19 protein-coding genes and 1 riboswitch are annotated in these 24,240 nt (G+C 67.6%); of the genes, 10 read left to right on the top strand and 9 right to left on the bottom strand.

The window, feature by feature from the left end; translation table 11 throughout:
- Positions 1-148: 148 nt before the first annotated feature.
- Both VG502_RS14245 and VG502_RS14250 read right to left on the bottom strand, forming a co-directional pair.
- Positions 149-1,129, bottom strand: coding sequence for an ATP-binding cassette domain-containing protein (locus tag VG502_RS14245; RefSeq protein WP_325550734.1), 981 nt, complete (start codon positions 1,127-1,129; stop codon positions 149-151).
- 294 nt (positions 1,130-1,423) lie between these two features.
- On the bottom strand, positions 1,424-2,599 hold the full coding sequence (locus VG502_RS14250) for a cystathionine gamma-synthase (RefSeq protein ID WP_325550735.1): 1,176 nt from the start codon (positions 2,597-2,599) through the stop codon (positions 1,424-1,426).
- Between the two features lie 42 nt (positions 2,600-2,641).
- Between VG502_RS14250 and VG502_RS14255 the strand changes: the two genes are divergently transcribed.
- A complete protein-coding gene (locus VG502_RS14255) occupies positions 2,642-4,408 on the top strand; it encodes an alpha-amylase family glycosyl hydrolase (protein WP_325550736.1) in 1,767 nt (588 codons plus the stop codon).
- Positions 4,409-4,461: 53 nt separating this feature from the next.
- On the opposite strand, the gene VG502_RS14260 is transcribed toward VG502_RS14255, so the two are convergent.
- A complete protein-coding gene (locus VG502_RS14260) occupies positions 4,462-7,485 on the bottom strand; it encodes a glycine--tRNA ligase (RefSeq protein ID WP_325550737.1) in 3,024 nt (1,007 codons plus the stop codon).
- A gap of 80 nt (positions 7,486-7,565) precedes the next feature.
- Positions 7,566-8,027 carry an SRPBCC domain-containing protein gene (locus VG502_RS14265; RefSeq protein WP_325550738.1) on the bottom strand — a complete coding sequence of 154 codons (462 nt, stop codon included), beginning with the start codon at positions 8,025-8,027 and terminating at the stop codon, positions 7,566-7,568.
- A 114-nt stretch (positions 8,028-8,141) separates the two neighbouring features.
- Between VG502_RS14265 and VG502_RS14270 the strand changes: the two genes are divergently transcribed.
- The 4 genes from VG502_RS14270 (at position 8,142) to msrA (ending at position 11,179) form a co-directional block, all read left to right on the top strand.
- Positions 8,142-8,636, top strand: a complete 495-nt coding sequence (locus VG502_RS14270) for a DoxX family membrane protein (protein ID WP_325550739.1) — start codon at positions 8,142-8,144, stop codon at positions 8,634-8,636.
- On the top strand, positions 8,629-9,864 hold the full coding sequence (locus VG502_RS14275) for an NAD(P)/FAD-dependent oxidoreductase (protein ID WP_325550740.1): 1,236 nt from the start codon (positions 8,629-8,631) through the stop codon (positions 9,862-9,864). Before VG502_RS14270 ends, VG502_RS14275 begins: the two co-directional genes overlap by 8 nt.
- An 80-nt stretch (positions 9,865-9,944) precedes the next feature.
- Complete coding sequence (locus VG502_RS14280; protein WP_325550741.1) at positions 9,945-10,436, top strand: lamin tail domain-containing protein; 492 nt, start codon at positions 9,945-9,947, stop codon at positions 10,434-10,436.
- Positions 10,437-10,474: 38 nt separating this feature from the next.
- On the top strand, positions 10,475-11,179 hold the full coding sequence (gene msrA, locus VG502_RS14285; protein ID WP_325550742.1) for a peptide-methionine (S)-S-oxide reductase MsrA: 705 nt from the start codon (positions 10,475-10,477) through the stop codon (positions 11,177-11,179).
- A 19-nt stretch (positions 11,180-11,198) separates the two neighbouring features.
- Here msrA and uvrA read toward each other — a convergent pair whose 3' ends face one another.
- Positions 11,199-13,670, bottom strand: coding sequence for an excinuclease ABC subunit UvrA (uvrA, locus tag VG502_RS14290; RefSeq protein ID WP_325550743.1), 2,472 nt, complete (start codon positions 13,668-13,670; stop codon positions 11,199-11,201).
- 118 nt (positions 13,671-13,788) lie between these two features.
- Positions 13,789-14,748: a hypothetical protein gene (locus VG502_RS14295; RefSeq protein ID WP_325550744.1), complete on the bottom strand. Its 960-nt coding sequence runs from the start codon at positions 14,746-14,748 to the stop codon at positions 13,789-13,791.
- A 136-nt stretch (positions 14,749-14,884) separates the two neighbouring features.
- Between VG502_RS14295 and VG502_RS14300 the strand changes: the two genes are divergently transcribed.
- The gene (locus VG502_RS14300) at positions 14,885-15,181 is read left to right on the top strand and encodes a GNAT family N-acetyltransferase (protein WP_325550745.1); all 297 of its coding nucleotides are present in this window, start codon (positions 14,885-14,887) and stop codon (positions 15,179-15,181) included.
- 171 nt (positions 15,182-15,352) lie between these two features.
- Positions 15,353-15,871, top strand: a complete 519-nt coding sequence (locus VG502_RS14305) for a ferritin (protein ID WP_325550746.1) — start codon at positions 15,353-15,355, stop codon at positions 15,869-15,871.
- Between the two features lie 28 nt (positions 15,872-15,899).
- Here the strand turns inward: VG502_RS14305 and VG502_RS14310 are convergent, their stop codons facing one another.
- Positions 15,900-16,742 (bottom strand): alpha/beta fold hydrolase, encoded by an 843-nt coding sequence (locus VG502_RS14310; RefSeq protein ID WP_325550747.1) that lies wholly within the window; start codon positions 16,740-16,742, stop codon positions 15,900-15,902.
- A 96-nt stretch (positions 16,743-16,838) separates the two neighbouring features.
- Here VG502_RS14310 and VG502_RS14315 point away from each other — a divergent pair, with 96 nt between their 5' ends.
- The 3 genes from VG502_RS14315 to VG502_RS14325 are packed head-to-tail and all read left to right on the top strand — an operon-like array spanning position 16,839 to position 22,442.
- On the top strand, positions 16,839-17,447 hold the full coding sequence (locus VG502_RS14315; protein ID WP_325550748.1) for a hypothetical protein: 609 nt from the start codon (positions 16,839-16,841) through the stop codon (positions 17,445-17,447).
- Entirely contained in the window at positions 17,444-19,027 is a 1,584-nt protein-coding gene (locus VG502_RS14320; protein ID WP_325550749.1) for a DNA polymerase Y family protein, read from the top strand. Before VG502_RS14315 ends, VG502_RS14320 begins: the two co-directional genes overlap by 4 nt.
- Before the next feature lies 1 nt (position 19,028).
- Entirely contained in the window at positions 19,029-22,442 is a 3,414-nt protein-coding gene (locus VG502_RS14325) for an error-prone DNA polymerase (protein WP_325550750.1), read from the top strand.
- 73 nt (positions 22,443-22,515) lie between these two features.
- Here VG502_RS14325 and VG502_RS14330 read toward each other — a convergent pair whose 3' ends face one another.
- Both VG502_RS14330 and VG502_RS14335 read right to left on the bottom strand, forming a co-directional pair.
- Positions 22,516-23,247, bottom strand: coding sequence for a class I SAM-dependent DNA methyltransferase (locus VG502_RS14330; RefSeq protein ID WP_325550751.1), 732 nt, complete (start codon positions 23,245-23,247; stop codon positions 22,516-22,518).
- A gap of 9 nt (positions 23,248-23,256) precedes the next feature.
- A complete protein-coding gene (locus tag VG502_RS14335) occupies positions 23,257-24,123 on the bottom strand; it encodes a bifunctional 5,10-methylenetetrahydrofolate dehydrogenase/5,10-methenyltetrahydrofolate cyclohydrolase (RefSeq protein WP_325550752.1) in 867 nt (288 codons plus the stop codon).
- Between the two features lie 22 nt (positions 24,124-24,145).
- A riboswitch (ZMP/ZTP riboswitch) is annotated at positions 24,146-24,224 on the bottom strand.
- Between the last annotated feature and the right edge of the window lie 16 nt (positions 24,225-24,240).

Consider the following 24,240-nt stretch of genomic DNA (forward strand, 5'->3'; position numbering starts at 1 on the left):
GATCAGGCTACCCGTGGGCAGCTCGTCCCGCGCGGCCGGCGATGCCTGCGTCGCGGCCTTCGTCTCCAGCGGCGAACTCATGCCGAACCCCTCGTTCCTCGGGTGTCGGCATTCGCCCTGAGCCCGTTTGGTCGCTCGCTGCGCTCGCTCATGCCGGCTCACCCACAAGCGCTTCGAGGTCCTCGTCGGACTCGGCCTTGTGACCGGTCAGGCTGAGGAAGGCGTCATCCAGCGTGGGCCGCCGAATCCCGATGTCCTGCACCGCGATCGAGCTCTCGTCGAAACTGCGGACCGCTTGCAACAGCGACTGGGTGCCACCCGTGACCGGCACGATCAGCCGGCGGGTGTGCGCGTCGGTCTCGACCGCTCCGGCGCCGACCGCGGTCATGATCTGGCCGGCCTCGGTGAGGCGCTCGCCGTCGGCGACGGTGACCTCGAGGCGCTCACCACCGACCTGTGCCTTCAACTCGTCGGCGGTGCCCTCGGCGATGATCCGGCCGCGGTCGATCACCACGATGTTGTCGGCCAGGCGGTCGGCCTCCTCGAGGTATTGCGTGGTCAGCAGGACCGAAGTGCCCTGTCCGACCAGGGTGTTGATGACGTCCCACATGTCGCCACGGCCACGCGGGTCGAGTCCGGTCGTCGGCTCGTCGAGGAAGATCACCGGCGGCCGGGCGACCAGTGCCCCCGCCAGGTCGAGCCGCCGCCGCATACCGCCGGAGTAGGTCTTGGCCGGACGGCCCGCCGCCTCGTCGAGCCGGAACTGCTGCAGCAACTCCGCCGCGCGCGCCTTGGCGTCCTTGGGCGAGAGGTGGTAGAGCCGCCCGATCATCTCGAGGTTCTCGCGGCCGGTGAGGTATTCGTCGACCGCGGCGTATTGGCCGGACACCCCGATCTGGCGCCGTACGGCTTGCGGGTCGCGCAGCACGTCGGCGCCCGCGACCGTTGCCGATCCTGCGTCCGGACGGATGAGCGTGGTGAGCATCCGCACCGTGGTCGTCTTGCCGGCACCGTTGGGTCCGAGCACGCCGAGCACACTGCCCTCGGGCACCCGCAGGCTCACGCCGTCGACGGCCTTCACGTCCTTGTAATGCTTGACCAGCCCCTCGGCTGTGACTGCGTCGGTCATCGTGTCTCCCTCGTCCCGACCTGCCGTTCAACGGTCTCACGGACCACTGACAACCGGCTCGTCATTTTTCGCGACATATCGCAAGTTCGAGATGACGATATATCGCGTTTACAGAGACGTCAATGCCTTTTGTATGTCGCGCAGGCGTCGACGCGTCGAGCGGCATACCAACGCATTGAGCGGCGTACGAAATCAGGCAGATTTCGTACGCCGCTCAATCGGGATGTATGCCGCTCGATCCTGGGACGGCGCGGGCGCCCGGCGAGGAGTCGCGCCGGAAGACGCGCAGAGGACTCAGCCGTCGAGGGCCTGGGCGAGGTCGGCGATCAGGTCGTCCGGGTCCTCGAGGCCGACCGAGAGCCGGATCAGGTCCGCCGGGACCTCGAGCTCGGTGCCGGCGACGCTGGCGTGCGTCATCCGACCGGGGTGCTCGATGAGCGATTCGACGCCACCGAGCGACTCCCCCAGCGTCCAGATCTTCGTGCGGCCGATCGCGTCGACGGCATGCTGCTCGCCACCCTCGAGCTGGAAACTGACCATGCCGCCGAAGCGGCGCATCTGCTTCGCGGCGATGTCGTGACCCGGGTGGCTGTCCAGGCCCGGGTAGTAGATGTGCGTGACGTCCTTGCGACCGCGCAGGTATTCGACCACCTTCTCCGCGTTGTCGCAGTGCCGCTCCATGCGGACGGCGAGCGTCTTCAGGCCGCGCAGCACGAGCCAGGAGTCGAACGGTCCGGCGATCGCGCCCATGGAGTTCTGGTGGAAGCCGATCCGCTCGGCCGCGTCCGAGAACTCCGCGACCCCGATGTTCTCCGCGACGACGACGGCGCCACCGACGACGTCGCTGTGCCCGCCGGAGTACTTCGTCGTCGAGTGCACGACGATGTCGGCTCCGAGGCTGATCGGCTGCTGCAGGTAGGCCGACGCGAACGTGTTGTCGACGACCAGCAGTGCGCCCGCCTCGTGCGCGATCTGCGCGATGGCGCCGATGTCCGCAATGCCGAGCAGCGGGTTGGTGGGCGTCTCCAGCCAGACCAGCTTGGTCACGCCCGGCCGGATCTCACCGCGTATGGCGTCCGCCTGCGACACCTTCGCCAGGCTGTAGTCGACGCCCCAGACCTTCTGCACCTTGTCGACGAGGCGGAACGTGCCGCCATACGCGTCCGTGGGGATGATCATGTGCTCGCCGGGGCGCAGGATCGCGCGCATGATGCAGTCCTCGGCGGCCAGTCCGGACGAGAACGCGAATCCCTTTGCCCCGCCTTCCAATGCGGCGATGCACTCCTCCAGGGCGGAGCGCGTCGGGTTGCCGGAGCGGGAGTATTCGTAACCGTCCCGCAGGCCGCCGACGCCGTCCTGCTTGTAGGTGGAGGTCTGATAGATCGCGGGCACGACGGCCCCGGTGCGTGGGTCAGGCTCCTGTCCCGCATGGATGGCGCGCGTGGAGAAGCCGTGCTGCTCAGTGGTCATGATCCAACATTACGGTCACGTCGATCTGGCATCGTGGCGGCCATGAGCGATGTCGACTTCCGAGGGCTCGGAGCCCACCCCCACGATGACGGCACCTCGTTCGAGGTGTGGGCCCCACACGCGGAGTCCGTCTCCGTGGTCGGAGACTTCAACAGTTGGGACGACGCAGCCAACCCGCTCACCCGCAACGGCGACGTCTGGGCCGGGGACGTCGCCGGCGCAACTCCCGGACACGAGTACAAGTTCGCGATCCGCAATGGTGACAACGTTTCTCAGCGGATCGATCCCTATGCGCGCCAGTGCACCAATTCGGTGGGCAACGGGATCATCTACGACGACAGCGCCTTCGACTGGAGCGACGACGACTTCCGCTGCCCGCCGATGAACGAACTCGTCATCTACGAGACGCACGTCGGATCGTTCATCACCGACGGCGACGGTGTCGGGCGGCTGGACCAGGCCGCAACCAAGCTCGGTTACCTGAAAGCGTTGGGCATCAACGCCATTCAGCTGATGCCGCTGATGGAGTTCGCCGGCGACTACTCGTGGGGATACAACCCAGCCCATGTTTTCGCAGTCGAGTCGGCGTATGGCGGGCCGGACGCACTCAAGCGACTCGTCAAGTCCGCCCACGGGCACGGGATCGCCGTGATCATCGACGTCGTCTACAACCACTTCGGCCCGTCCGACCTCGACATGTGGCAGTTCGACGGCTGGAGCGAGGACGGCAAGGGCGGCATCTACTTCTTCCAGGACTGGCGGTCGAAGACACCATGGGGCGACACGCGGCCGGACTACGGCCGCCACGAGGTGCGCCAGTTCATCGCAGACAACGCGCGCATGTGGTTGGCCAACTACCACGCGGACGGATTGCGCTGGGACATGACGCCATACATCCGCAGTGTCGACGCGACCGAGGAGAACATCCCCGAGGGACGCGTCATGTGCCGCGAGGTCAACGACGAGATCCGCCGGGACTTCCCCGACTGCGTCTCCATCGCCGAGGACCTGCACGGCGACCCCGCGGTGACGTCCATGGAGGACGGCGGTTCCGGGTTCCACGCGCAGTGGGACAACCATTTCGTCCACCCGATCAGGGACGCGATCATCCCCGCGGATGATGGGCAACGCTCGATGGCGTCGGTCGCCGACGCCATCACCTGGTCGTATGGCGACGCCTTCGCCCGCGTGGTCTACACGGAGTCCCACGACGAGGTCGCCAACGGCAAGGCCCGGGTGCCCCAGGAGGCCGACCCGGGCGACCCCACCAGCGTCCGGGCACAGAAGGCATCGGCGCTCGGCGCGGCGCTCACACTCACCGCCCCGGGCATCCCCATGCTCTTCATGGGCCAGGAGTTCCTGCAGGACGAGTGGTTCCGCGACAACGTGCCGCTCGACTGGTCCGACCTGAGCGAATTCCACGGCATCGCAGTGCTTTACCAGGACCTGATCCGGGTCCGCCGCAACGGCGACAACACGACGCGCGGCCTGTCCGGCCCGCACGTCGACCTGCTCCACGTCGACGAGAACGCCAAGGTGATCGCCTACCACCGCTGGATGGACGGCGGCGCCGGTGACGACGTCGCGGTCGTGGCCAATCTGAGCGGCGCCACGCACCAGAACGTCGGCGTGCGGTTCCCGTCAGCGGGGCGCTGGAAACTGATCCTCAACACCGACGCCACGGTCTACAGCGACGATTTCACCGGCACGTGGGTCGGTGACGCGGACGCACAGGACCACGGCGGTGCGCCGATCGCGTCGGTGACGCTGCCGCCATACACCGCGCTGATCTTCGCCCGCACCGAGTAGGCGCGCAGCCCTTCGAGACGCCTGCTCGTACCTCACAGGCTCCTCAGGGAGCGTTAGAGGGCCGAGTTCAGCTCTCGCCAGTCGATGCCACGCGGCGCACGCTCGACGATGGTCTGCACCAGGCCGAGCCGGGAGGCGCGCAGCGTCTTGTCGTCCGCCATCAGCATGACGTCGTCGAAGAACTTCGCCAGGGGCGTGACGAGCGGCAGGGCGTCCGGGATCCATTGCGGCAGAGCGTCGTTCGCGTGATCGGGCAACTCGTCGACATAGATGACGAGCGCCTTCTCCGTGTCGGACGCCAGCAGCGCCCGGTCGTATGACGCAGCGGTGCCGTCCGGCACGATCCGGGTGATGCGCTGAACCGCCTCGACCAGGGCCGGGAAGCGGTCGTCCTTCCGCGCAGTCGCGATGTCGTCCAACGCCTGCGTCGCGAGGCCCGGAGCAGCGGCCAGCGGCGTCACCGCCGAGACGAGGCCGACCGGCACGCCTTCGTCGCGCAACTGCTGCGCGAACCTGCCGACGATGAATTCCTTTGCTGCTGCGACAGATTCGTCGGACACTGCAATGCCTTGTTGCTGCAACCGAGTCGCCGCTGCATTCAGTCCGGCGTCGACGGTGATCGCACCGAGCTCACGATGCCCACGCAGCACGGACACCAGGCCGAGTGCCGCGCGACGCAACGCGAAGGGATCGGACGATCCGGACGGCTTGGCGCCGATGGCGAACATCGCGGTGAGCAGGTCGAAGCGGTCGGCGAGCGCCAGGACCGCTCCGGGCACCGACTTCGGCAGTGCGTCACCGGCCGAGCGGGGCAGCTCCATCTCCCACAGCGCCTGCGCGACCTCGGCCGACTCCCCTGCCCTGGTTGCGTATTCGTGCGCCATGAAGCCTGCCAGTGACGACAGCTCGATCACCATCTGGCTGGACAGGTCGAACTTCGCGAGCTCACCGGCGCGCGCCAGCGTCTTGTCATCCTCGGCGGAAAGCTCGAGCTGCGAGGCGATCTCGCGGGCGACGTCGTTGATCCGGTCGGCACGATCAGCAACCGATCCGAGGCGGTTCTCGAAGGTCAGCTTGCTGATGCCCGATCGCAGGTCGGCGAGCGGCTGCTTGAGGTCCGCGTCGTAGAAGAACGCCGCGTCCTCGTAGCGCGCCCGCAGGACCGTCTCGTTGCCGATACGGACCAACTCGTCGTCGCAGTCACCGTTGGCGACGGTGACGAAGTAGGGCAGCAACGCGCCGTCGGCATCGCGCACCGGTAGGTAGCGCTGGTGCTTGCGCATCACCGTGGTGAGGATCTGCTCGGGCAGCTCGAGGTGCTTCTCGCTGTAGCTCCCGAGGACCGCGTGCGGCTGCTCGACGAGGTTCGTGATCTCGTCGACGAGCGCCGACTCGTCATCGAAATCGATTGCCCCGCCGACGGATTCAGCGAGAGCACGCGATTGGTCGATGACCTGCTGCCGACGGATCACGGGGTCGATGACGAGCCCGTGTGTCTCCAGCGCAGCGCGCAACCGGTCGGCAGCATCGACCCGCACCAGCGGCGCCGGGTCGGTGCGGTGCACGTAGGTGGTGCGGCCGGCGGTGAGCTCGGACGCGCGCACGGGCACGACCACGTCACCCCAGAGCGCGACGATCCAGCGGACCGGCCGGCTGTAGGACAGCTGCGGGTCGTCCCAGCGCATGTTCTTGTCCGCGCGCAGCGCCTCGACGATGTCGGCGATGATCTCGCCGGCCACGGTCAGGACGTCGCGACCCTGCTCGGAGATCTTCACCGCGACGTGCTCGGCACCGTCGAACTCCGCACGGACGAGCTCGCTCGGGTCGACCTTCTGCCCGCGCGCGAATCCCTGTGCGGCCTTTGTGGGTTCGCCGTTCTCGTCATACGCGGCGGCGACCTTGGGGCCCTTGCGCAGGCTCTCGGCATCGGGCTCGTGAGAGGCCAGCCCAGCGACCGTGGCCACGATGCGTCGTGGGGTGCCGACGACGTCGATGGCGCCATGCGTCAGCCGGCTCGCATCGAAGCGCTCGGTGAGCGATGTGCGGACGAAGTCGATCGCCTGGTCGACCACGTGCGGCGGCAGCTCCTCGACACCGATCTCGACGGCCAGGGTCTGGTCGTCGGTCGGCAGCGCGGTCAGGTCGACGTCCTCGGGGTCGTCCGCCGGATGGCGCACGGCGGAACCGGTCAGCACCTTGGCCGCCTCGGTCTTCAGGAGCGGGAAGTCGAGCTCCTCGCGTCGCTCGACCCACAGCTTCGAGACATCACGCGCCAGACCACGCATGGTGGAGAACGCCTTGGCGCGCTCGGTGGTCGAGATCGCGCCGCGGGCATCGAGCACGTTGAACGCATGCGACGACTTCAGCACATAGTTGTATGCCGGGACGGGCAGCCGCTGCTCGATCATCCGCGTCGCCTCGGCGACGTAGTGATCGAAGAAGTCCTGGTTGACCGCGACGTCGGCGTCGTCGAGGTAGTAGCGGGACATCTCGTACTCCTGCTGGCCGAAGGCCTCGCCGTACGTGATGCCGGGTGCGTACTGCATGTCCTTGAAGTGCGAGACACCCTGCTGCGCCATCATGATGCGCTCGATGCCGTAGGTCAGCTCGACGGGGATCGGGTCGAGGTTCTGCCCGCCGACCTGCTGGAAGTAGGTGAACTGGGTGATCTCCATGCCGTCCAGCCAGACCTCCCAGCCGAGGCCCCAGGCGCCGATCGCCGGCTGTGCCCAGTTGTCCTCGACGAAGCGGATGTCGTGCGCGTGAATGTCGATGTCGAGCGCCTCGAGCGACTCCAGGTAGAGCTCCTGCGGGTTGCCCGGCTCCGGTTTGAGGATGACCTGGAACTGCGTGTGCGTCTGCAGGCGGTTGGGGTTCTCGCCATACCGGCTGTCGTCGGGGCGCACCGACGGCTCGACGTACGCGACGCGCCACGGCTCCGGCCCGAGCACCCGCATCAGGGTGGCGGGGTTCATCGTTCCCGCTCCGACCTCGGTGTTGTTGGGCTGCACGATCATGCAGCCGCGATCGGTCCAGAACTTCTGGAGGCGGATGAGGGCGTCTTGCACGGTCAGCACCGGGACAGGCTACCGAGAGCTGCGCCGTTCGTTCACCTCGCGTCCGAGCGGTCAACGCCGATCCGAAACACCAGTCGTCGTCACGGCTCCAGATAGGTGGAGAGGTTGGTCAAGGACGAAGTGATCCCTTCGGCGTGGTCACGGGCTCGAATCCCGGCGGGGACGTTTCGTGCCTCGACCGCGACGTCCGTCCCATCGCTGGTTCCGCGCAGGCTCCACTCCATCCGCATCGTGCCCCGAAACGCCGGGTCATCGGACTCGAACTCGATCTCCTGGACGATGCGCTCGTTCGGGATGAGTCTCGTGATTCGGACCTCTGACACATCCGCATCCGCTGACGTCTTGCCAGGCGACGCGGAGGCATCGTCATACGTCAGCACCAGTCGGTAGGAACCGCCGTCGCGCAGATCGAACCGCTCGAAGCGGCCGCGCATTCCCTTGGGAGGCAACCAGCGCACCAGTGCATCGCGGTCCGTGAGTGCCGCGAAGACCGTGGCCGGGTCGACGTGGATGAGGAGGCTGGCTCGGTCCGTTCTGCCCATCGAACAACGCTAACCGACCCCCGCATTTCTATCGCCAAGATTGATTGACAAACCGCGCAACCAGGAGGAATCTTTCTAAAAGAAGCATATTTGCACGATAGAAGGGAAGCCGTCATGACCACCACAACAGGTCCGTCCTCGGGGAGCTCGTCGGTACTGGACCGCGCACGTCGCGAGCCGGCATACGCCGCGTTCTGGATCCTGCGCATCGGATTCGTGGTGCTGCCGCTGTGGATGGGCCTGGACAAGTTCCTGAAGGTGCTCAACCCCGACTGGCCCGGCTACCTGGCCTCCTGGATCGTGGACCTGCTGCCGTTCTCGGCACAGACGGCCATGTATGTCGTCGGCGTGATCGAAATGGTCGCGGGCATCATGGTGGCGCTCAAGCCGCGGTATGCCGCCTACGTCGTCGCCCTCTGGCTGGCCGGCATCATCATCAACCTGCTGACCTTCTCCGGCTTCTACGACATCGCCCTGCGTGACTTCGGCCTGCTGCTGGCCGCCCTCGTGCTGGCACTGCTCGCCTCGGTCTACGACCGGCCGCTCGTTCGTCATACGCAGGTCAGCGCGAGCCACGTGCGCGACCACGGACGCGTGCATCATGCCTGACTTCGACAAGGTCGTCATCGTCGGTGGCGGACTCGCCGGAGCGAAGACCGCCGAGGCACTCCGCGAGCGCGGCTTCACCGGTGGAATCACCCTGTTCGCAGCGGAATCCGAGCTTCCGTACGAGCGACCGCCACTGTCCAAGGGCTACCTCGCTGACGCCGGCACGTTCGACAAGGCGGTCGTCCACCCCCGCAGTTGGTATGACGACGAGCGGATCGACCTGCAGCTCGGCACCCGGGTCACCGCGATCGACCCCGCGCGGCACGAGGTGCGCACCGAGGCCGGTGACACGAACCATTACGACAAGCTGGTGCTCGCGACCGGGTCGACCCCGCGCACACTCCCCATCTCCGGTGCGGACGCACAGGGGGTGCTGACGTTGCGGACCCGGCAGGACGCCGACGCCATCCGCGAATCCTTCGGCCCCGGGAGGCGACTCGTCGTCATCGGGGGCGGCTGGATCGGTTTGGAGGTGGCTGCGACCGCGCGTGACGCCGACACGGACGTCACCGTGCTGGAAGCCGCCGAGCTACCCCTGCTGGCGGTCCTCGGCCCACAACTGGGCCGGGTCTTCGCCGAGCTGCACCGTGACCACGGCGTCGACCTCCGACTGGGAGTCCACGTCACCGGCATCCAGACCCGGAACGGCGCTGCCGCGGGCGTGAGCCTGACGGACGGCAGCGTCGTCCCGGCCGACGCGGTGCTCATCGGTGTCGGCGCTGCGCCCGACGTCGAGTTGGCCGAGGCGGCCGGCCTGGCGATCGACGATGGGGTTGTCGTCGACGCGGCCCTGCGGACCAGCGACCCCGACATCTATGCGGTCGGCGATATCGCGGCGCACGATCATCCGGTGCTGGGTCGTCGCATCCGAGTCGAACACTGGGCGACGGCGTTGAACCAGCCGACGGCGGCCGCCGCGTCATTGCTCGGTGCCACAACGGAATTCACTGATCTTCCGTATTTCTTCAGTGATCAATTCGACCTCGGCATGGAGTATGTCGGACACGCGTCGCCGCACGACCGGGTGGTCGTGCGTGGCGACCTGCCGCGGCGGAAGTTCATCGCGTTCTGGCTGGACGGCGACGACCATGTGATCGCGGGGTTGCACGTCAACACCTGGGACGTCATCGACGAGATCCGTCCACTGATCACCGGTCGTGTCCGGGTGGACCCCGCCCGGCTCGCCGACGCGGAGGTGCCGTTGTCGTCCTTTCTCCAGGTTCGCTGAACATCGGTCGAGACTTTCCTTTACGATCTCTTTACCCGGCGAGTGCGCCGTACCCCCTCCTCGCCGAAAGACCGATCGTCATGCGTCCTGTTGTGCCCGTTCTCGCCGCCGCGTCCCTCGCAATCGGTATGACGCTGCCCCTCGCAGCGCCCGCCGACGCAGCGACCACGTTGAAGTTCGCGCGTTTCTACGCCGACCAGCCGGGCGCGGACATGCCCTACACGAACACCCGGCTCAACAACGAGTACGTCCAGGTCAAGAACGTCACCCGCAAGACGATCAGCCTCTCGGGCTACACGATCCGCGACCGCGGCTACAAGCACACCTACCGCTTCCCGTCGACCTTCCGGCTCGGCGCCGGCAAGACGGTCACCGTGCATACCGGCAAGGGCCGCAACACCTCGGCAAACCTCTACTGGGGCATGCGATCGATGGCGTGGAACAACGGCACGCGAGCCGGAGTGGTGGCGGACACCGCCTACCTCTTCCGGAGTTCGTCGAAGGTCACCTACTGCAACTACATCCCGACCGCTGCACAGTTGCGAGCCAAGACCGGTTATCGGAACTGCTGACCGGGAAGGCTTCAGCCCGCCCGGTCGTTGTGCATGGCATGAGCTTCCTCTTCGGCCGCAAGACCTCGATGGTGTCCTCCGACGAAGCACTGCCCGGCCGCCAGGCCCAGCTGCCCGGCATACCCGAGAAGCACGAAGTGCTCGGCAGCCCGCTACAGGGTCCGTGGCCGGATGGCACCCAACTGCTGTATGTCGCCATGGGCTGCTTCTGGGGCACCGAGCGGATCTTCTGGCAGCAGCCGGGCGTCATCTCGACCGCCGCCGGCTACATGGGTGGCTACACGCCGAACCCGACCTACGAGGAGACCTGCACCGGCCGGACCGGCCACACCGAGGCCGTCCTTGTGGCCTACGACCCGGCGAAGACGTCACCGGAGCTGTTGCTCAAGGCCTTCTGGGAGAACCACGACTCAACCACGGCCAATCAGCAGGGCAACGACATCGGCACGCAGTACCGCTCGGCGATCTACTGGACCACGCCGGAGCAGGAGCAGGCGGCTGTCGCCACACGTGAGGCGTTCCAGAAGGTGTTGCACGACAACGGTTTTGGTGAGATCAGCACCGAGATTCGGCCGGCATCCGAAGCGGGACCGTTCTACTACGCCGAGGACTACCACCAGCAGTACCTGCACAAGAACCCCGGTGGCTACTGCAACCACGGCCCGAACGGTATGACGTGTCCCGTCGGGTTGGTCCGACAGGACCAGCTGCCCAGCCAGCAGTCGGTGCTGCCACCGCAGTGACGTCGTAGACCGTCGCGGGTCAGGACCGCGGCGCGAGATGCTTGGCGAGGTATGGCGCCGTGGCGCTCCCCTCGGCACTGGCAACCTCCTCGGGCGTCCCGGTGGCAACCACCCGGCCGCCCTGGTCACCACCGCTCGGACCGAGGTCGATGACCCAGTCGGCGCCGGCGATCGTGTCGAGGTCGTGCTCGACCAGCACCACGGTGTTGCCCGCATCCACCAACCGATGCAACTGGCGGACCAGCAGCGCGATGTCGGCGGGGTGCAACCCGGAGGTGGGCTCATCGAGCAGGTAGAGCGCATGCCCGCGGCGGGCTCGCTGCAACTCGGTCGCCAGCTTGATCCGCTGCGCCTCGCCACCGCTGAGCTCGGTCGCCGGCTGCCCGAGTCGCAGGTAGCCCAGGCCGACCTCGCGCAGCGTGGTCAGGCTGCGCACCGCAGCCGGCACGTCGGACAGGAAGTCCGCGGCCTCGTCCACGGACAGGGACAGCACGTCCGCGATGTTCTTGCCGTGGTGGTCGATCTCGAGGGTCTCGTCGTTGTAGCGCGCACCCTGACAGGATGGGCAGGGTGCGTAGGTGCCGGGCAGGAAGAGCAGTTCCACCGAGACGAACCCCTCGCCCTGGCAGGTCTCGCAGCGGCCCTCGGCAACGTTGAAGGAGAACCGGCCCGCGCCGTAGCCCCGCCGCCTCGCCTCCGGGGTTGCGGCATACAGCTTGCGCACGGCGTCGAACAGCCCGGTGTAGGTCGCGAGGTTGGAGCGCGGGGTGCGCCCGATCGGCCGCTGGTCCACACGCACGAGCCGGTCGAAGGACTCCAGGCCGGTGACGTCGTCGACGTCGACCTCGAAGTCGTTGTCCTCCGCGTCATCGGGTGCCTGCCCGAGATGGCGGCGCACCAGCTCGGAGAGCACCTGGGTGACCAGCGTGGACTTGCCCGACCCGGAAACGCCGGTCACAGCCGTCAGCACGCACAGCGGGATCTCGACCGAGAGGTCCTGCAGGTTGTGGCGGGTCACTCCGCGCAGATGCAGCCAACCGTGGGGCTGGCGCTGGGAGCGGATGACGGGCTCCGCCCGACCGAAGAGGTATTTGCCGGTGACCGACCCCTCGACGTGCTCGAGGCCTGCGACCGGCCCGGAGTAGAGCACCTCGCCACCGCCCTCGCCCGCCCCCGGGCCGATGTCGACGATCCAGTCGGCCCGACGCACGACGTCGAGGTCGTGCTCTACGACGAACAGCGAATTGCCCGAGGACTTCAGGGTGTCGAGCACGTCCAGCAGGGGCTCGGCATCGGCGGGATGCAGTCCCGCGGACGGCTCGTCGAGCACGTAGACGACGCCGAAGAGACCCGAGCGCAACTGGGTCGCGATGCGCAGCCGCTGCGCCTCCCCCGGCGAGAGTGTGGTGGAGCTGCGTCCGGGCGAGAGATAACCCAGCCCGAGGTCAAGCAGCACCTGGATCCGCGCGACGAGGTCGGCGCAGATGCGCACCGCGACCTCGGTCGCCTCCCCCGAGTCGGCCGACGACGTTGCTGCGCCTGCCTTCTCGAGCTCGGCCACCGGACGCAGCAGCGCGACCAGGTCGCCGAACGACAGCGCGTTGAGCTGGCCGATGTTCAACCCGCGGAAGGTGACCGCCAGCGAGTCGGCCTGCAAACCGGTGCCGTTGCAGGCCGAACAGGGCACGCTCTGGACGAAGCGCATCGCCTTGTCGCGCATCATCTGGCTCTGGGAGGTCTTCAGCACATGGTGGACGTGGGTGCGTGCGCTGCGGAACAAGCCGTAGTAGCCGTGGTCGACCCGGCCGGGTTCCGGCTTGATCATCACCTTCGGCTGCTCCTCGGTGAAGAGCAGCCACTCACGATCCTCCGCGCTCAGCTTGTTCCAGGGAGTGTCCAGATCGATGCCCAGCCCGGCCACGATGCTGCGCAGGTTGGCGCCCTGCCATGCACCGGGCCACGCGGCGATCGCCCCTTCCCGAATCGTCAGCGAGCGGTCCGGCACCATCAGCTCCTCGCTGACGTCGTGCTCCTCACCCAACCCATGGCAACTCGGACAGGCTCCCGCGGTCGTGTTCGGCGAGAACGCCTCTGCGGCCAGCCGCGACGCGCCCTCGGGGTAGGTGCCGGCGCGCGAGTAGAGCATCCGCATCAGGTTCGACAACGTGGTCAGCGTGCCGACCGTCGAACGTGAACTGGCGGCACCCCGGCGCTGCTGCAGTGCCACCGCCGGCGGCAGGCCGGTGATCTCCTGCACGTGCGGAGCGCCCACCTGCTGCAACAGACGGCGTGCGTAGGGCGCCACCGACTCGAAGTAACGGCGCTGCGCCTCGGCGTAGAGAGTGCCGAACGCCAGGGAGGATTTGCCCGAGCCCGAGACGCCGGTGAAGGCGACCATCGCATCACGCGGCAGGTCCACGTCGACGTTCTTGAGGTTGTGCTCGCTGGCGCCCCGAACATGGACGAAATGGTCGCTCTGGTCGTCGGTCACTCCCCTTGTCTATCTGTCTGCCGCCGTGCAGTACAACGGAAGCCCCTGCCGGTGCTGACAGAGCCGTTGTCAGCCGGATTTCGACCGCTCAGATCGGTAGGAGTCACCGGATCAGCGCTCAGCCCGTCGTTCCGTCATACCAACGCAGCACACGCAGTGCGCGCAGCGTGTTCCAGCGGCTCGGGCGACCGTCGCCGTCCTCGAGCTCGAAATGGATCAGGCCGGGGTGGGTGTTCTCCTGCAGCCAGCTGCCGTCCACCTGTTGCTTGGCGCGCACGTGCTCGATCGCCTCGTCCAGCCGCGGATCCGGTGTGCCGCCAACTGCTCGGAAGTAGTCGAGACCGCGCAGCACGTCGTAGTGCCACTGCGGCGGGAAGGAGAACTGCAGCCAGTCCTCGTCGGCGACCTCACCGGTGCTCGCCCGCCGAAATAGCTTGCGGTGCAACAGATATTCCTCACCACGCCGCCGCGCGTCCGTCACATCGACGTCACCCCCGGCGCGCTCGTAGTCGAGCAGACCCTCCAGCACGCAGATCGTGGTGTGGAACGACGATCTCGTCGAGCCGTTCTCCGCCTCGCAGTTCCACCCGCCGTCCGACAACTGCTCACCGAGCAACCGCCGCACGATCGGCTCGACGTCCTGCCCGAAGTAGGCACCGATCGACACCGCGCCGCCGTTGATGCACGGCTCGACCTCGCCGTCGAAGAACGCCGATCCGTCATACTCCCAGTGACAGCCCTCACGCACACCGTCAACCGCCGCGCGCACTCGCGAATCCGCAGGATCCACACCGAATTCGCGCAACAGACGCAGCGTCGGAAGTGTGGCGGTCCAGGGCTGTCCGTCCGGGTCGCCAACCGGCCCGTCCGGTGGTCGCCAGTCCTTGCCCGGGAAGCAGGCACCGCCGGCCCACGCGCCGTCGGCATACAGATCGAGCAGTCGTCTCCCCTGCCCCGACTCGGCCACCCGGGCGCGCTCGGCCGTCACGAGATCGGACGACGCACCGGTCAGATCGCGCATCACCTGCCAGCGCACCGATGGGTCTCCCGACAGCAGCCAGGTCTCCACGTCAGCCATCCGTGTCACCTCTCAATGATCGACACGTTCGTACGCTAGCTCCCACCACCGACAGGGGGAATCGAGCGCACGCGTCATACCGGCCGCCCACCCCCGTCGTATGACGTGCGGCGCCGGCGGGGTCCAAGATGTACCCATGAGTGACGACATCACGGTGCGCGACAATCCCGACCTGAACCGTTACGAGGCTCGCATCGGTGGTGCGGTCGCGGGGTTCTCCGTCTACCAGCGCGCCGCCGACCGGATCACCTTCGTGCACACCGAGGTCAGCCCGAAGTTCGAGGGCAAGGGCGTCGGATCCGCCATCGCGCGATACGCGCTCGACGACGTGCGAGCCACCCTGGGCGAGGGGTCGGTCGTGGCACAGTGCCCGTTCATCAAGGCCTGGATCGACCGGCACCCCGACTACCAGTCACTGGTGCAACCGGGCTGACACACGGGCTCACACACGGGCTGATCGACGCAGTGACCCACGATCTGATCCCGAGGGCCTGATTCGCGCCCCGCGCGCGTCACACGAATCCCCAATGAGGTGAGGCATTCCCAACTGTGGGTAGGCAAACTTTGGTGGTGACGCGGGCCGTTGCCACCTACTGTGGTGGCCATGAAGATGAGCTCCGCACTTGAGAAGAAGTTCAACGCCCAGATCACCCTGGAGTTCGAGTCCTCCATGGTCTACCGCCAGCTCGCAATCGAGATGGAGGATCAGGACCTGCCGGGCATCGCCGCGTGGTTGCGGCACCAGGCCGATGAGGAGATCGTCCACGCCAACAAGTTCATCGACCACCTCAGCGATCGCGCCAACCACCCGGTGATCGGTGCCATCGCCGCCCCGAAGGTCAGCGCCAAGACCGTGCTCTCGGTCTTCGAGGCCGCCCTCGCACACGAGCAGAAGGTGTCCGCCTCGATCCGCGACCTCTATGCGGCAACCGAGAAGTCCGGCGACCTCGACTCCCGTCCGCTGCTCCTGTGGTTCCTGAGCGAGCAGGTCGAGGAGGAGGCTTCGGTCGACGAGATCGTCGGACGCGTCAAGCTCATCAACGACGACGGTCCTGGCCTGTTGCGTCTCGACGACGAGCTGTCCCAGCGTCCGACGGCCACCACCGAGAACACCGGCGGCTGACGCTCCCACAACGTCCCGGACGAGCCGGTCACCGTTCTTCGGTGACCGGCTCGTCTGCGTCCAGGATGCTCTCGAGGACCCGCAGCCACGCCTGCGGCTGCGCAAGATGTATGTCGTGTGCGGCGCCGGCGATCGTGGTGCACTCGACGTGCGCGCCGCGACGCATTCGTTCCACCTGCCCACTCGGTATGGCGCTGTGCTCGGCCACCACCAGGTGCGTCGGAACACTCACGGACTCCCACGCCCGCCAGCGCGGCAACACGTGCACGGCGCGCAGCGCCTCGACCAGCACGTCCGCATCCCAGCACGGCACCAGGCCGCCCGCGTCGAACTGCAGCCCGTCCGCCCACGCCTCGCCGGCCGCCGGAGTTGCGGTGCCCCGGTCGGCACCCACGAAGAAGTCGATGAAGGCATCCCGGTCCGGGAAGCGCGCCGGCCAGCTGCGCAGCCATTGCTCGACCGGTGCGGTGGCCGCATCGCCGCCACCGCCGACACCGGCTTCGACCATCACCAATTGCCTTACCAGGTACGGGTTTTCGGCTGCAACAAGCATTGCGGTGTGACCGCCCATCGATTGCCCGACGAGCGTCACCGGGCCACCGCCGAGCTGCTCGATCAACGCCACCACATCGGCGACGTATGCCGCCCGGGTCACGTCCTGCGGCATACGCGTGGAGTGCCCGTGGCCGCGCTGCTCCAGCGCGACGACCCGATGGGTGTCGGAGAGGGCGCGTAGGGTCGCAGACCACTCCTGGGCGGTGCCGGCCAAGCCGTGCAACAGGACCACCGGGTGATCACCGGTGCCTGTTTCGGCATACGCCAGCTCGACCATGCCACGTGCCAGGGTGCGCCAGGCGGCAGAAGCGATCACCAGGCGATTATGTCGTTCCGGTCGATCCCGCCGGCCACCGCATCGCGCGGCGTACTCCCGATTGACTTTGTCGAACACCTGTTCGATCATGAATGCATGAGCACTTCCACCGCGACCCGGGTTGCCGAGTTGCACGAGCTGCTGCAGCGTCACGAGACGTCCCCTGCGGCAGACAGTGTCCCGGTGCTTCCGGCTCTCACCGAGCTGTTCCCCCGCGGGCTGCGCGCCGGTGCGGTCTACACCCTGCACGGCTCGATGAGCGCGGCACTCGCCCTGCTCGCCGGCCCCTCGATGGCGGGATCCTGGTGTGGTGTCGTCGGGCTGCCCGACCTGGGCATCGAGGCCGCCGCGGAGTGGGGGGTCTGGCTCGACCGGCTGGCCCTGATCCCCCATGTCTCCCCCGACGACTGGACCTCGGTGGTCGCGGCGCTGGTCGAAGTCACCGCGCTGGTCGTCGCGGCGCCTCCCGAGCACGTCACCCCCGGCGAGGTGTCCCGGCTACTCGCCCGGTTGCGAGCCGGCGGCAGCACGCTGGTGGTCCTGGGCTCCTGGCCGCGGCCCGCTGCAACGCTCACCGGACGGATCGTGCGCTGGGACGGCCTGTATGCCGGGCACGGCCACCTCTCCGGTGGCGCCCTGCGTCTCGAGGCGACCGAGCGGCACCGCACCCGGCACGTCGACCTCGCCATACCGGTCCGGCCATGATCACCAGCTCGCCGGTCCGCGTGATGTTGCTGTGGTGCCCGGGCTGGTCGGTGCTGGCCGCGCGACTCACCCAGGGCATCGCCGCCGACCAGGCGCTCGCCCTCACCGATCGCGGCTTCGTCGTCGCCTGCTCCGCCGCGGCCAAGCTCGAGGGTGTCACCGTCGGGCTGCGCATCCGCCAGGCCCAGCACCGGTGCCCCGAGCTGATCGTGCTGCCGTATGACGTGGCGGCCGAGGCCCGGGCCTTCGAGCCGGTGCTGCACGCCGTCGAGGACAAGATCCCCGACGTGCACGTCGTACGCCCGGGCATCGCCGCGGTGCGTGCACAGGGAGCCGGCCGTTTCTACGGCAGCGAACGCGCAGCCGCGGAGGCGCTGCTCTCGCACCTGCACGACTTCACCGAGCACGAGCTGCGCCTTCCGGTCGACCTGCGCGTCGCCGTCGCCGACGGCCTCTTCGCTGCTGAGCAGGCCGCCTACACCAGCTCCACAGTGGTGCCGCTGAGCATCGTCCCGGCAGGCGGTTCGGCAGACTTCCTGTCCGGCCTGTCGGTCGCCGTCGCCTGTGACAAGAAGCTGGAAAATCTGTTGCAACGCATGGGGATTCGCAAGCTCGGTGATCTGGCTGGGCTGCCGCGCGATCAGGTGCACGCCCGGTTCGGTGCAGCCGGCCTGCGCGCGCATCAGCTCGCCAGCGGTGAGGACGCACCGATCCTGACCCCACGCATCGTGCCACCCCAGCTGGGCATGCACGTCACCTTCGACCCCGCCACCGATCGGGTCGAGCAGATCATCGCCCACTGCGAGCCTGCGGCAAGCGAATTCACCCAGCTGCTCACCCGCTCCGCACTGATCTGCACCGAGATCCGGGTCATCGTGCAACTCGAGCCGGATGCCCTCTTCGAGCGGCTCTGGCGGCATCCCTGGCAGTTCGGCAGTGTCGAGGTCCTGGACCGGATCCGTTGGCAATTGGAGGATCTCGCAGCCGAAGCAGCCACCGTCGACGACGACTCGCTGGGTGCGTCGGTGCTCTCGGTGCAGGTGCTCCCCGAGTCCGTCGACAACGCCGAGCACCACGCGCAGGGGCTGTGGGGTGACCGCCCGGACGAGAAGGTCGAGCACGCCCTCACCACCCTGCAGCACCGGCTGGGCCATGACGCCATCCTGACCAGCACCGTCGCCGGAGGTCGCCTGCTGCACGAGCGCCGGGTTCTTCGACCCTGGGGAGATGCGCTGCCGACCACTCGCGAGCGCCGGCTCGAGCAACCCTGGCCGGGCACCGTGCCCGGCCCGGCTCCGGCCACCGTCTTCAGCAGTGCGAGTCAGGTGCAGGTCCTCACCGATGTCGGCGAGCCGGTCACGGTCGATGATCGCGGCGCGGTCAGCGGGGACCCCGCATGGTTGCGCTTGCCCGAGGGAAGTCGTCGCGTCGCGCAATGGGCCGGCCCGTGGCCGATCCATCACAGGTGGTGGCGAAAGCGCGTGCGCCTCAACCGTTTTCAGCTGATCGACACCCAGTCCGCCGCCTGGTTGTTGCTCGCCGAAGGCAACACCTGGTTCCTCGAGGCAAGGTACGACTGAGATGGGCTGGAGCAACCCCGCCATACCGTGGTCGCAGCTGGAGCAGGCGTTGTCCCGCGGCATACGCCCGGAGGACCGGAGCGTGCGCGGGCGTCCGGCCGACAGTGGGGACGGACCGGCATTCTCGCGCAAGCGGCACCCCTTCCGCCCTGCGGAGCTGACTGCCCAGGACGGTCCGGTAGTGCCGTATGCCGAGCTGCACGCGCATTCCCACTACAGCTTCCTCGACGGCGCCGCAGCACCCGAGGACCTGGTCACCGAGGCAGCGCGACAGCGCTTGCACGGCCTCGCGATCACCGACCACGACGGGCTCTACGGCATCGTGCGGTTCGCCGAGGCTGCCGAGAGTTATGGATTGACAACCGTTTTCGGCGCGGAGCTGTCGCTGGGGCTGACCGCCCCGCAGAACGGCATACCTGATCCTGAGGGCAGCCACTTGCTGGTGCTGGCGCGCCGTGCCGAGGGCTACCGGCGACTGGCCAAGGCGATCACCGAGGGCCAGCTCGCCGACACCGCCGAGAAGGGCAAGCCGCTCTACGACCTGCATGCCCTGGCCGAGGAGGCGGCCGGGCACTGGGTGGTGCTGACCGGTTGCCGGAAGGGCAGTGTCCCGATGGCGCTGGCCCGCCACGGGCATGGTGCCGCTGTCGCCGAGTTGCGTTCTCTGCAGGAGCTATTCGGCAAGAACAACGTCTTCGTCGAGCTGACCGATCATGGCGACCCGACCGACAGCACCACCTGCGACCAGCTGGCCGAGGTCGCGGATGCCGCCGGCGCACTGACCGTCGCGACCAATGCGGTGCACTACGCCGGACCTGACCAATACCCACTGGCCACCGCACTGGCCGCGGTCCGGTCGCGACGGAGCCTGGAAGAGCTGGACAGCTGGCTGCCGGTGCACGGCGCGGCCTACGTGCGCAGCGGCGCCGAGATGGCGGACCGGATGCGCCGCTTCCCGGGCGCGGTCGAGCGGACCGTCGAGCTCGCCGACGACCTCGGCTTCAGCCTGCGCGCAGCGTCCCCGCATCTCCCCCGCCAGGAGGTGCCGGCCGGTCACACCCCGATGAGTTGGCTGCGCGAGTTGACGATGCGCGGTGCGGCCGAGCGCTACCCGCGGGACAACCGGGCGGCATACGCACGCATCGAGCGCGAGCTGGATGTCATTGAGAAGAAAGACTTTCCAGGTTATTTCCTGATCGTGTACGAGATCGTGCAGTTCGCCAAGAGCCGCGGCATCCTGTGCCAGGGTCGTGGGTCGGCTGCCGCGTCCGCGGTCTGTTATGTCCTCGGCATCACGGTGATCGACCCGCTCTTCTACGAGTTGCCCTTCGAACGCTTCCTGTCCGAGTTGCGCGAGGAAGCACCCGACATCGACGTCGACTTCGACTCCGGCAGGCGTGAAGAGGTCATCCAGCATGTCTACCAGCGCTACGGGCGCCGCAACGCCGCGCAGGTCGCCAATGTCGTCACCTACCGCCCGAAGAACGCCGTCCGTGACATGGCCAAGGCACTCGGCGCGAGCCAGGGACAGCAGGACGCCTGGTCCCGGCAGGTCGAGCGCTGGGGTGCGGAGATATCCAGCGCCGACCACGACATACCCAAACCGGTGATCGGGCTGGCGACGCAGGTGCTGGGCTATCCGCGACATCTCGGCATCCACTCCGGCGGCATGGTGCTGACCGATCGCCCGGTCAGCGAGGTGTGTCCGATCGAGCGAGCCAGGATGACGGATCGCACTGTCCTGCAATGGGACAAGGACGATTGTGCGTGGATGGGGCTGGTGAAGTTCGACCTGCTCGGGCTCGGGATGCTGGCCGCCCTGCAGCACACCTTCGACCTGGTCGAGCGCCATACCGGCGAGCAGTGGCGCATCGAGACCTTGCCACGCAACGAGCCAGGCGTCTACGACATGCTGTGCCGCGCCGACTCGATCGGGGTCTTCCAGGTCGAGAGCCGTGCGCAGATGGGCACCCTCCCCCGGCTCAAGCCACGATCCTTCTACGACCTCGCCGTCGAGATCGGGCTGATCCGCCCGGGACCGATCCAGGGTGGCGCGGTGCACCCCTACATTCGACGCCGCACCGGCAAGGAGGACGTCACCTACTCGCACCCGCTGCTCGAGCCGGTGCTGGAGCGCACGCTGGGGGTGCCGCTCTTCCAGGAGCAGCTGATGCAGATGGCGATCGCGGTCGGCGACTGCAGTCCGGCCGACGCCGACCTGCTGCGCCGGGCCATGGGGTCCAAGCGGGGCGTCGAGCGCATCGACTCCCTGCGCACCAAGCTGTATGACGGGATGGCCCGCAACGGCATACCGCCGGAGACCGCGGAGGAGATCTACAACAAGATCGAGGCCTTCGCCAATTTCGGTTTCGCCGAGTCGCACGCGCTCAGCTTCGCGGTGCTGGTCTATGCCAGCTCATGGCTCAAATTGCATTACCCTGCAGCGTTTTTGGCGGGTCTGCTGCGTTCGCAGCCGATGGGGTTCTACTCGCCGCAGACGCTCACCGGCGACGCTCGTCGGCACGGTGTCGAGGTGCTGTCGCCTGATCTGATGCGCTCCAGCGTGCACGCCGATCTCGAGCCTGACTCCCCCGACGCGGTCGACCGGCGTGGCGGCAGCGACGAGTGCCTGCGTGACCACTCGCAGGAGGAGATCGGCGAGTTCGATTCCGATGCTCCCCCCGACTGGCAGGAGCACCGGCGCGACTGGCACTTCGCGGTGCGGCTCGGTCTCGCGGACATCACCGCTCTGGGCGAGAGTGCCGCCGAGCGCATCGTGCAGACGCGCGACCTGTCCGGTCCCTTCAGCGATCTCGCCGATCTGGCCCGCCGCGCCGATCTGGACACCGAGCAGATGGAGGCGCTTTCGCTGTCCGGTGCCCTCGATGCGCTGACCGGGTCACGCCGGGATGCGTTGTGGCGCTCGGCGGAGGCGGCGTCGATCCGCGGTGACCAGTTGCCGGTCCGTGTCCCCTACCAGCCACCGTTGCTGCCGGAGCTGTCCATCGGCGAGCTGCTGATGCACGACCTGCAGGCGACCGGGATCAGCCCGGGTGATCACCCGATCCGGCATGTCCGGGCGGACCTGGATGCGCGCGGGGTGCTGCCGATCGATCAGCTGAAGGGTTTCCACAGCGGCCGGCGGGTGCAGGTCGGCGGTGTGATCACCCATCGCCAGCGCCCCGCGACGGCCGGCGGCATCACCTTCATCAATGTGGAGGACGAGACCGGCATCCTGAATGTCATTGTGTCCAAAGGCGTTTGGCACCGCTACCGGCGCATCGCGCGTGCCTCGCCGGCGATGGTGGTGCGCGGCATACTCGAGCGTTCTGAGGACGGCGTCACCAACCTGCTCGCCGATCGCCTGGAGCACCTCACGATCCACGTCCGAACCAAGTCCCGCGACTTCCAGTGACAAACCCCATGCCGAGTGACGGCTTCTTCGGCGAATGACGGTCCAATTTCGCCGTCACTCGGCGAAGAAGCCGTCACTCGCGGTGGAGTTGTGCGAGGAAGACCCACTCCCTGCCCGGGCGGTCGGGCGCATCGCGCACGTCCATGACCTCGAAACCGTGCCGGCGCAGATCGTCCTCGATCTCCGCACGCTCCCGAAAACGCAGTGTCGACACCGACTTCAGCGTCTCGTCGGCGAGCGTCAGCATCGACTCGAAGGTCACCAGCGGCAGTGCCACCTCCGTCACCGTCATCGTGTCCGTGCCGCGCCGACCGTCGGGCAGCACGACCTCGGCCGGCGACGTCGTCCATTGCTCCCAGGCCCGCATCTCGGGTCGCCTGGTCTCGAAGACGAACCAGCCGCCGTCCCGCAACGCACCGTGTATGGCGCTCAGCGTCGCCGCCCAGTCCGCGTCGTCCACAAAGACCTGCGCGACATTGCCCGTCATCACGGCCAGGTCTGCGCCATCGACCCGCCCGGTCAACGTCGTCGCGTCGCCCTCGAGCCAGGTGACTCCGTCGGCATACGGTTTGGTGCATGCGACATCGATAGAGGCGACCGCCGGATCGACACCGATCACCTCGATGCCGCGTGCCGCCAATCGCACTGCGAGAGAACCGGTTCCGCAGCCCACGTCCACGACCTTGCGGGCCCGGAGTTCGTCGACGATCGCCTCGTAGACATCCAGATCGCTGCGGTCGTCATCGAAGAAGTCGTAGAGCACCGCCAGACGAGGATCGGCGAAGCCGGCATCGGGTGGGCGCATGCCCCGACGTTAGGACTGCGGGCTCGTCTGCCGCACCCGATTTTCCGCGGCCGAGACGGTCTGCTCCATCAACACCGCGATGGTCATCGGACCGACTCCACCGGGCACCGGCGTGATGTATGACGCCCGCGCCGCCGCGGCCGCGGTCTCCACATCGCCGACGTTGCCGGGGTTGTACCCCGCATCCACGACAACCGCACCCGGTTTGATCCACGCGCCGCGGACCAGCTCGGGACGGCCCACCGCGGCGACCACGATGTCCGCCTCGCCCACTCGTGCAGCCAGGTCCGTCGTGCGGGAGTGACAGAAGGTCACCGTCGCGTCCTTCGCCAACAGCAGCAGCCCGACCGGCTTGCCGAGGATCGCGCTGCGCCCGACGACACACACCCGCTTGCCGGCGACCGGCACGTCATACGCGTCGAGCAGGCGAATGATCCCTTCCGGGGTGCAGGAGTGAAAACCGTTCGCAGACAGTCCCATTGCCGCGAAGCTGTGCATGGTGACACCGTCGACATCCTTCTCCGGAGCTATCGCCTCGAACACCGCGAGCTCGTCGACCTGCGCCGGAGCCGGATGCTGCACCAGGATGCCGTCGACCGTGTCGTCCTCGGACAGTGCGCGCACGGCGGCGACGGCTTCGTCCGTGGTGGTCGCTGCAGGCAATTGCACACGACGGGACTCGAGCCCCAGCTGCCGCGCGCGCCGCTGCTTCATCCGCACGTAGGTGTGGGACGCAGGATCGTCACCGATCAGGACGGTGGCAAGGCATGCCGAACGCCCCTGTGTTGCAATGAAATTCGCTGCCCTCTGCGAGACGTGCTCGAAGATCCTCCGGGACACCGCAGTGCCGTCCAGGATCTGTGCAGTAGTGGCCATCAGTCGACTCCTCGATCGAAAGGAGTCGTACCCAGGCGGGCGATACGACGAACTCACACTCCCCGGTGGTGCCCCACCCTTCGCCAGTCGTGTTGGGCGCCAGTTTAACCGAGCGCT

Source organism: Flexivirga sp. (assembly GCF_035551235.1).
Lineage (GTDB): Bacteria > Actinomycetota > Actinomycetes > Actinomycetales > Dermatophilaceae > Flexivirga.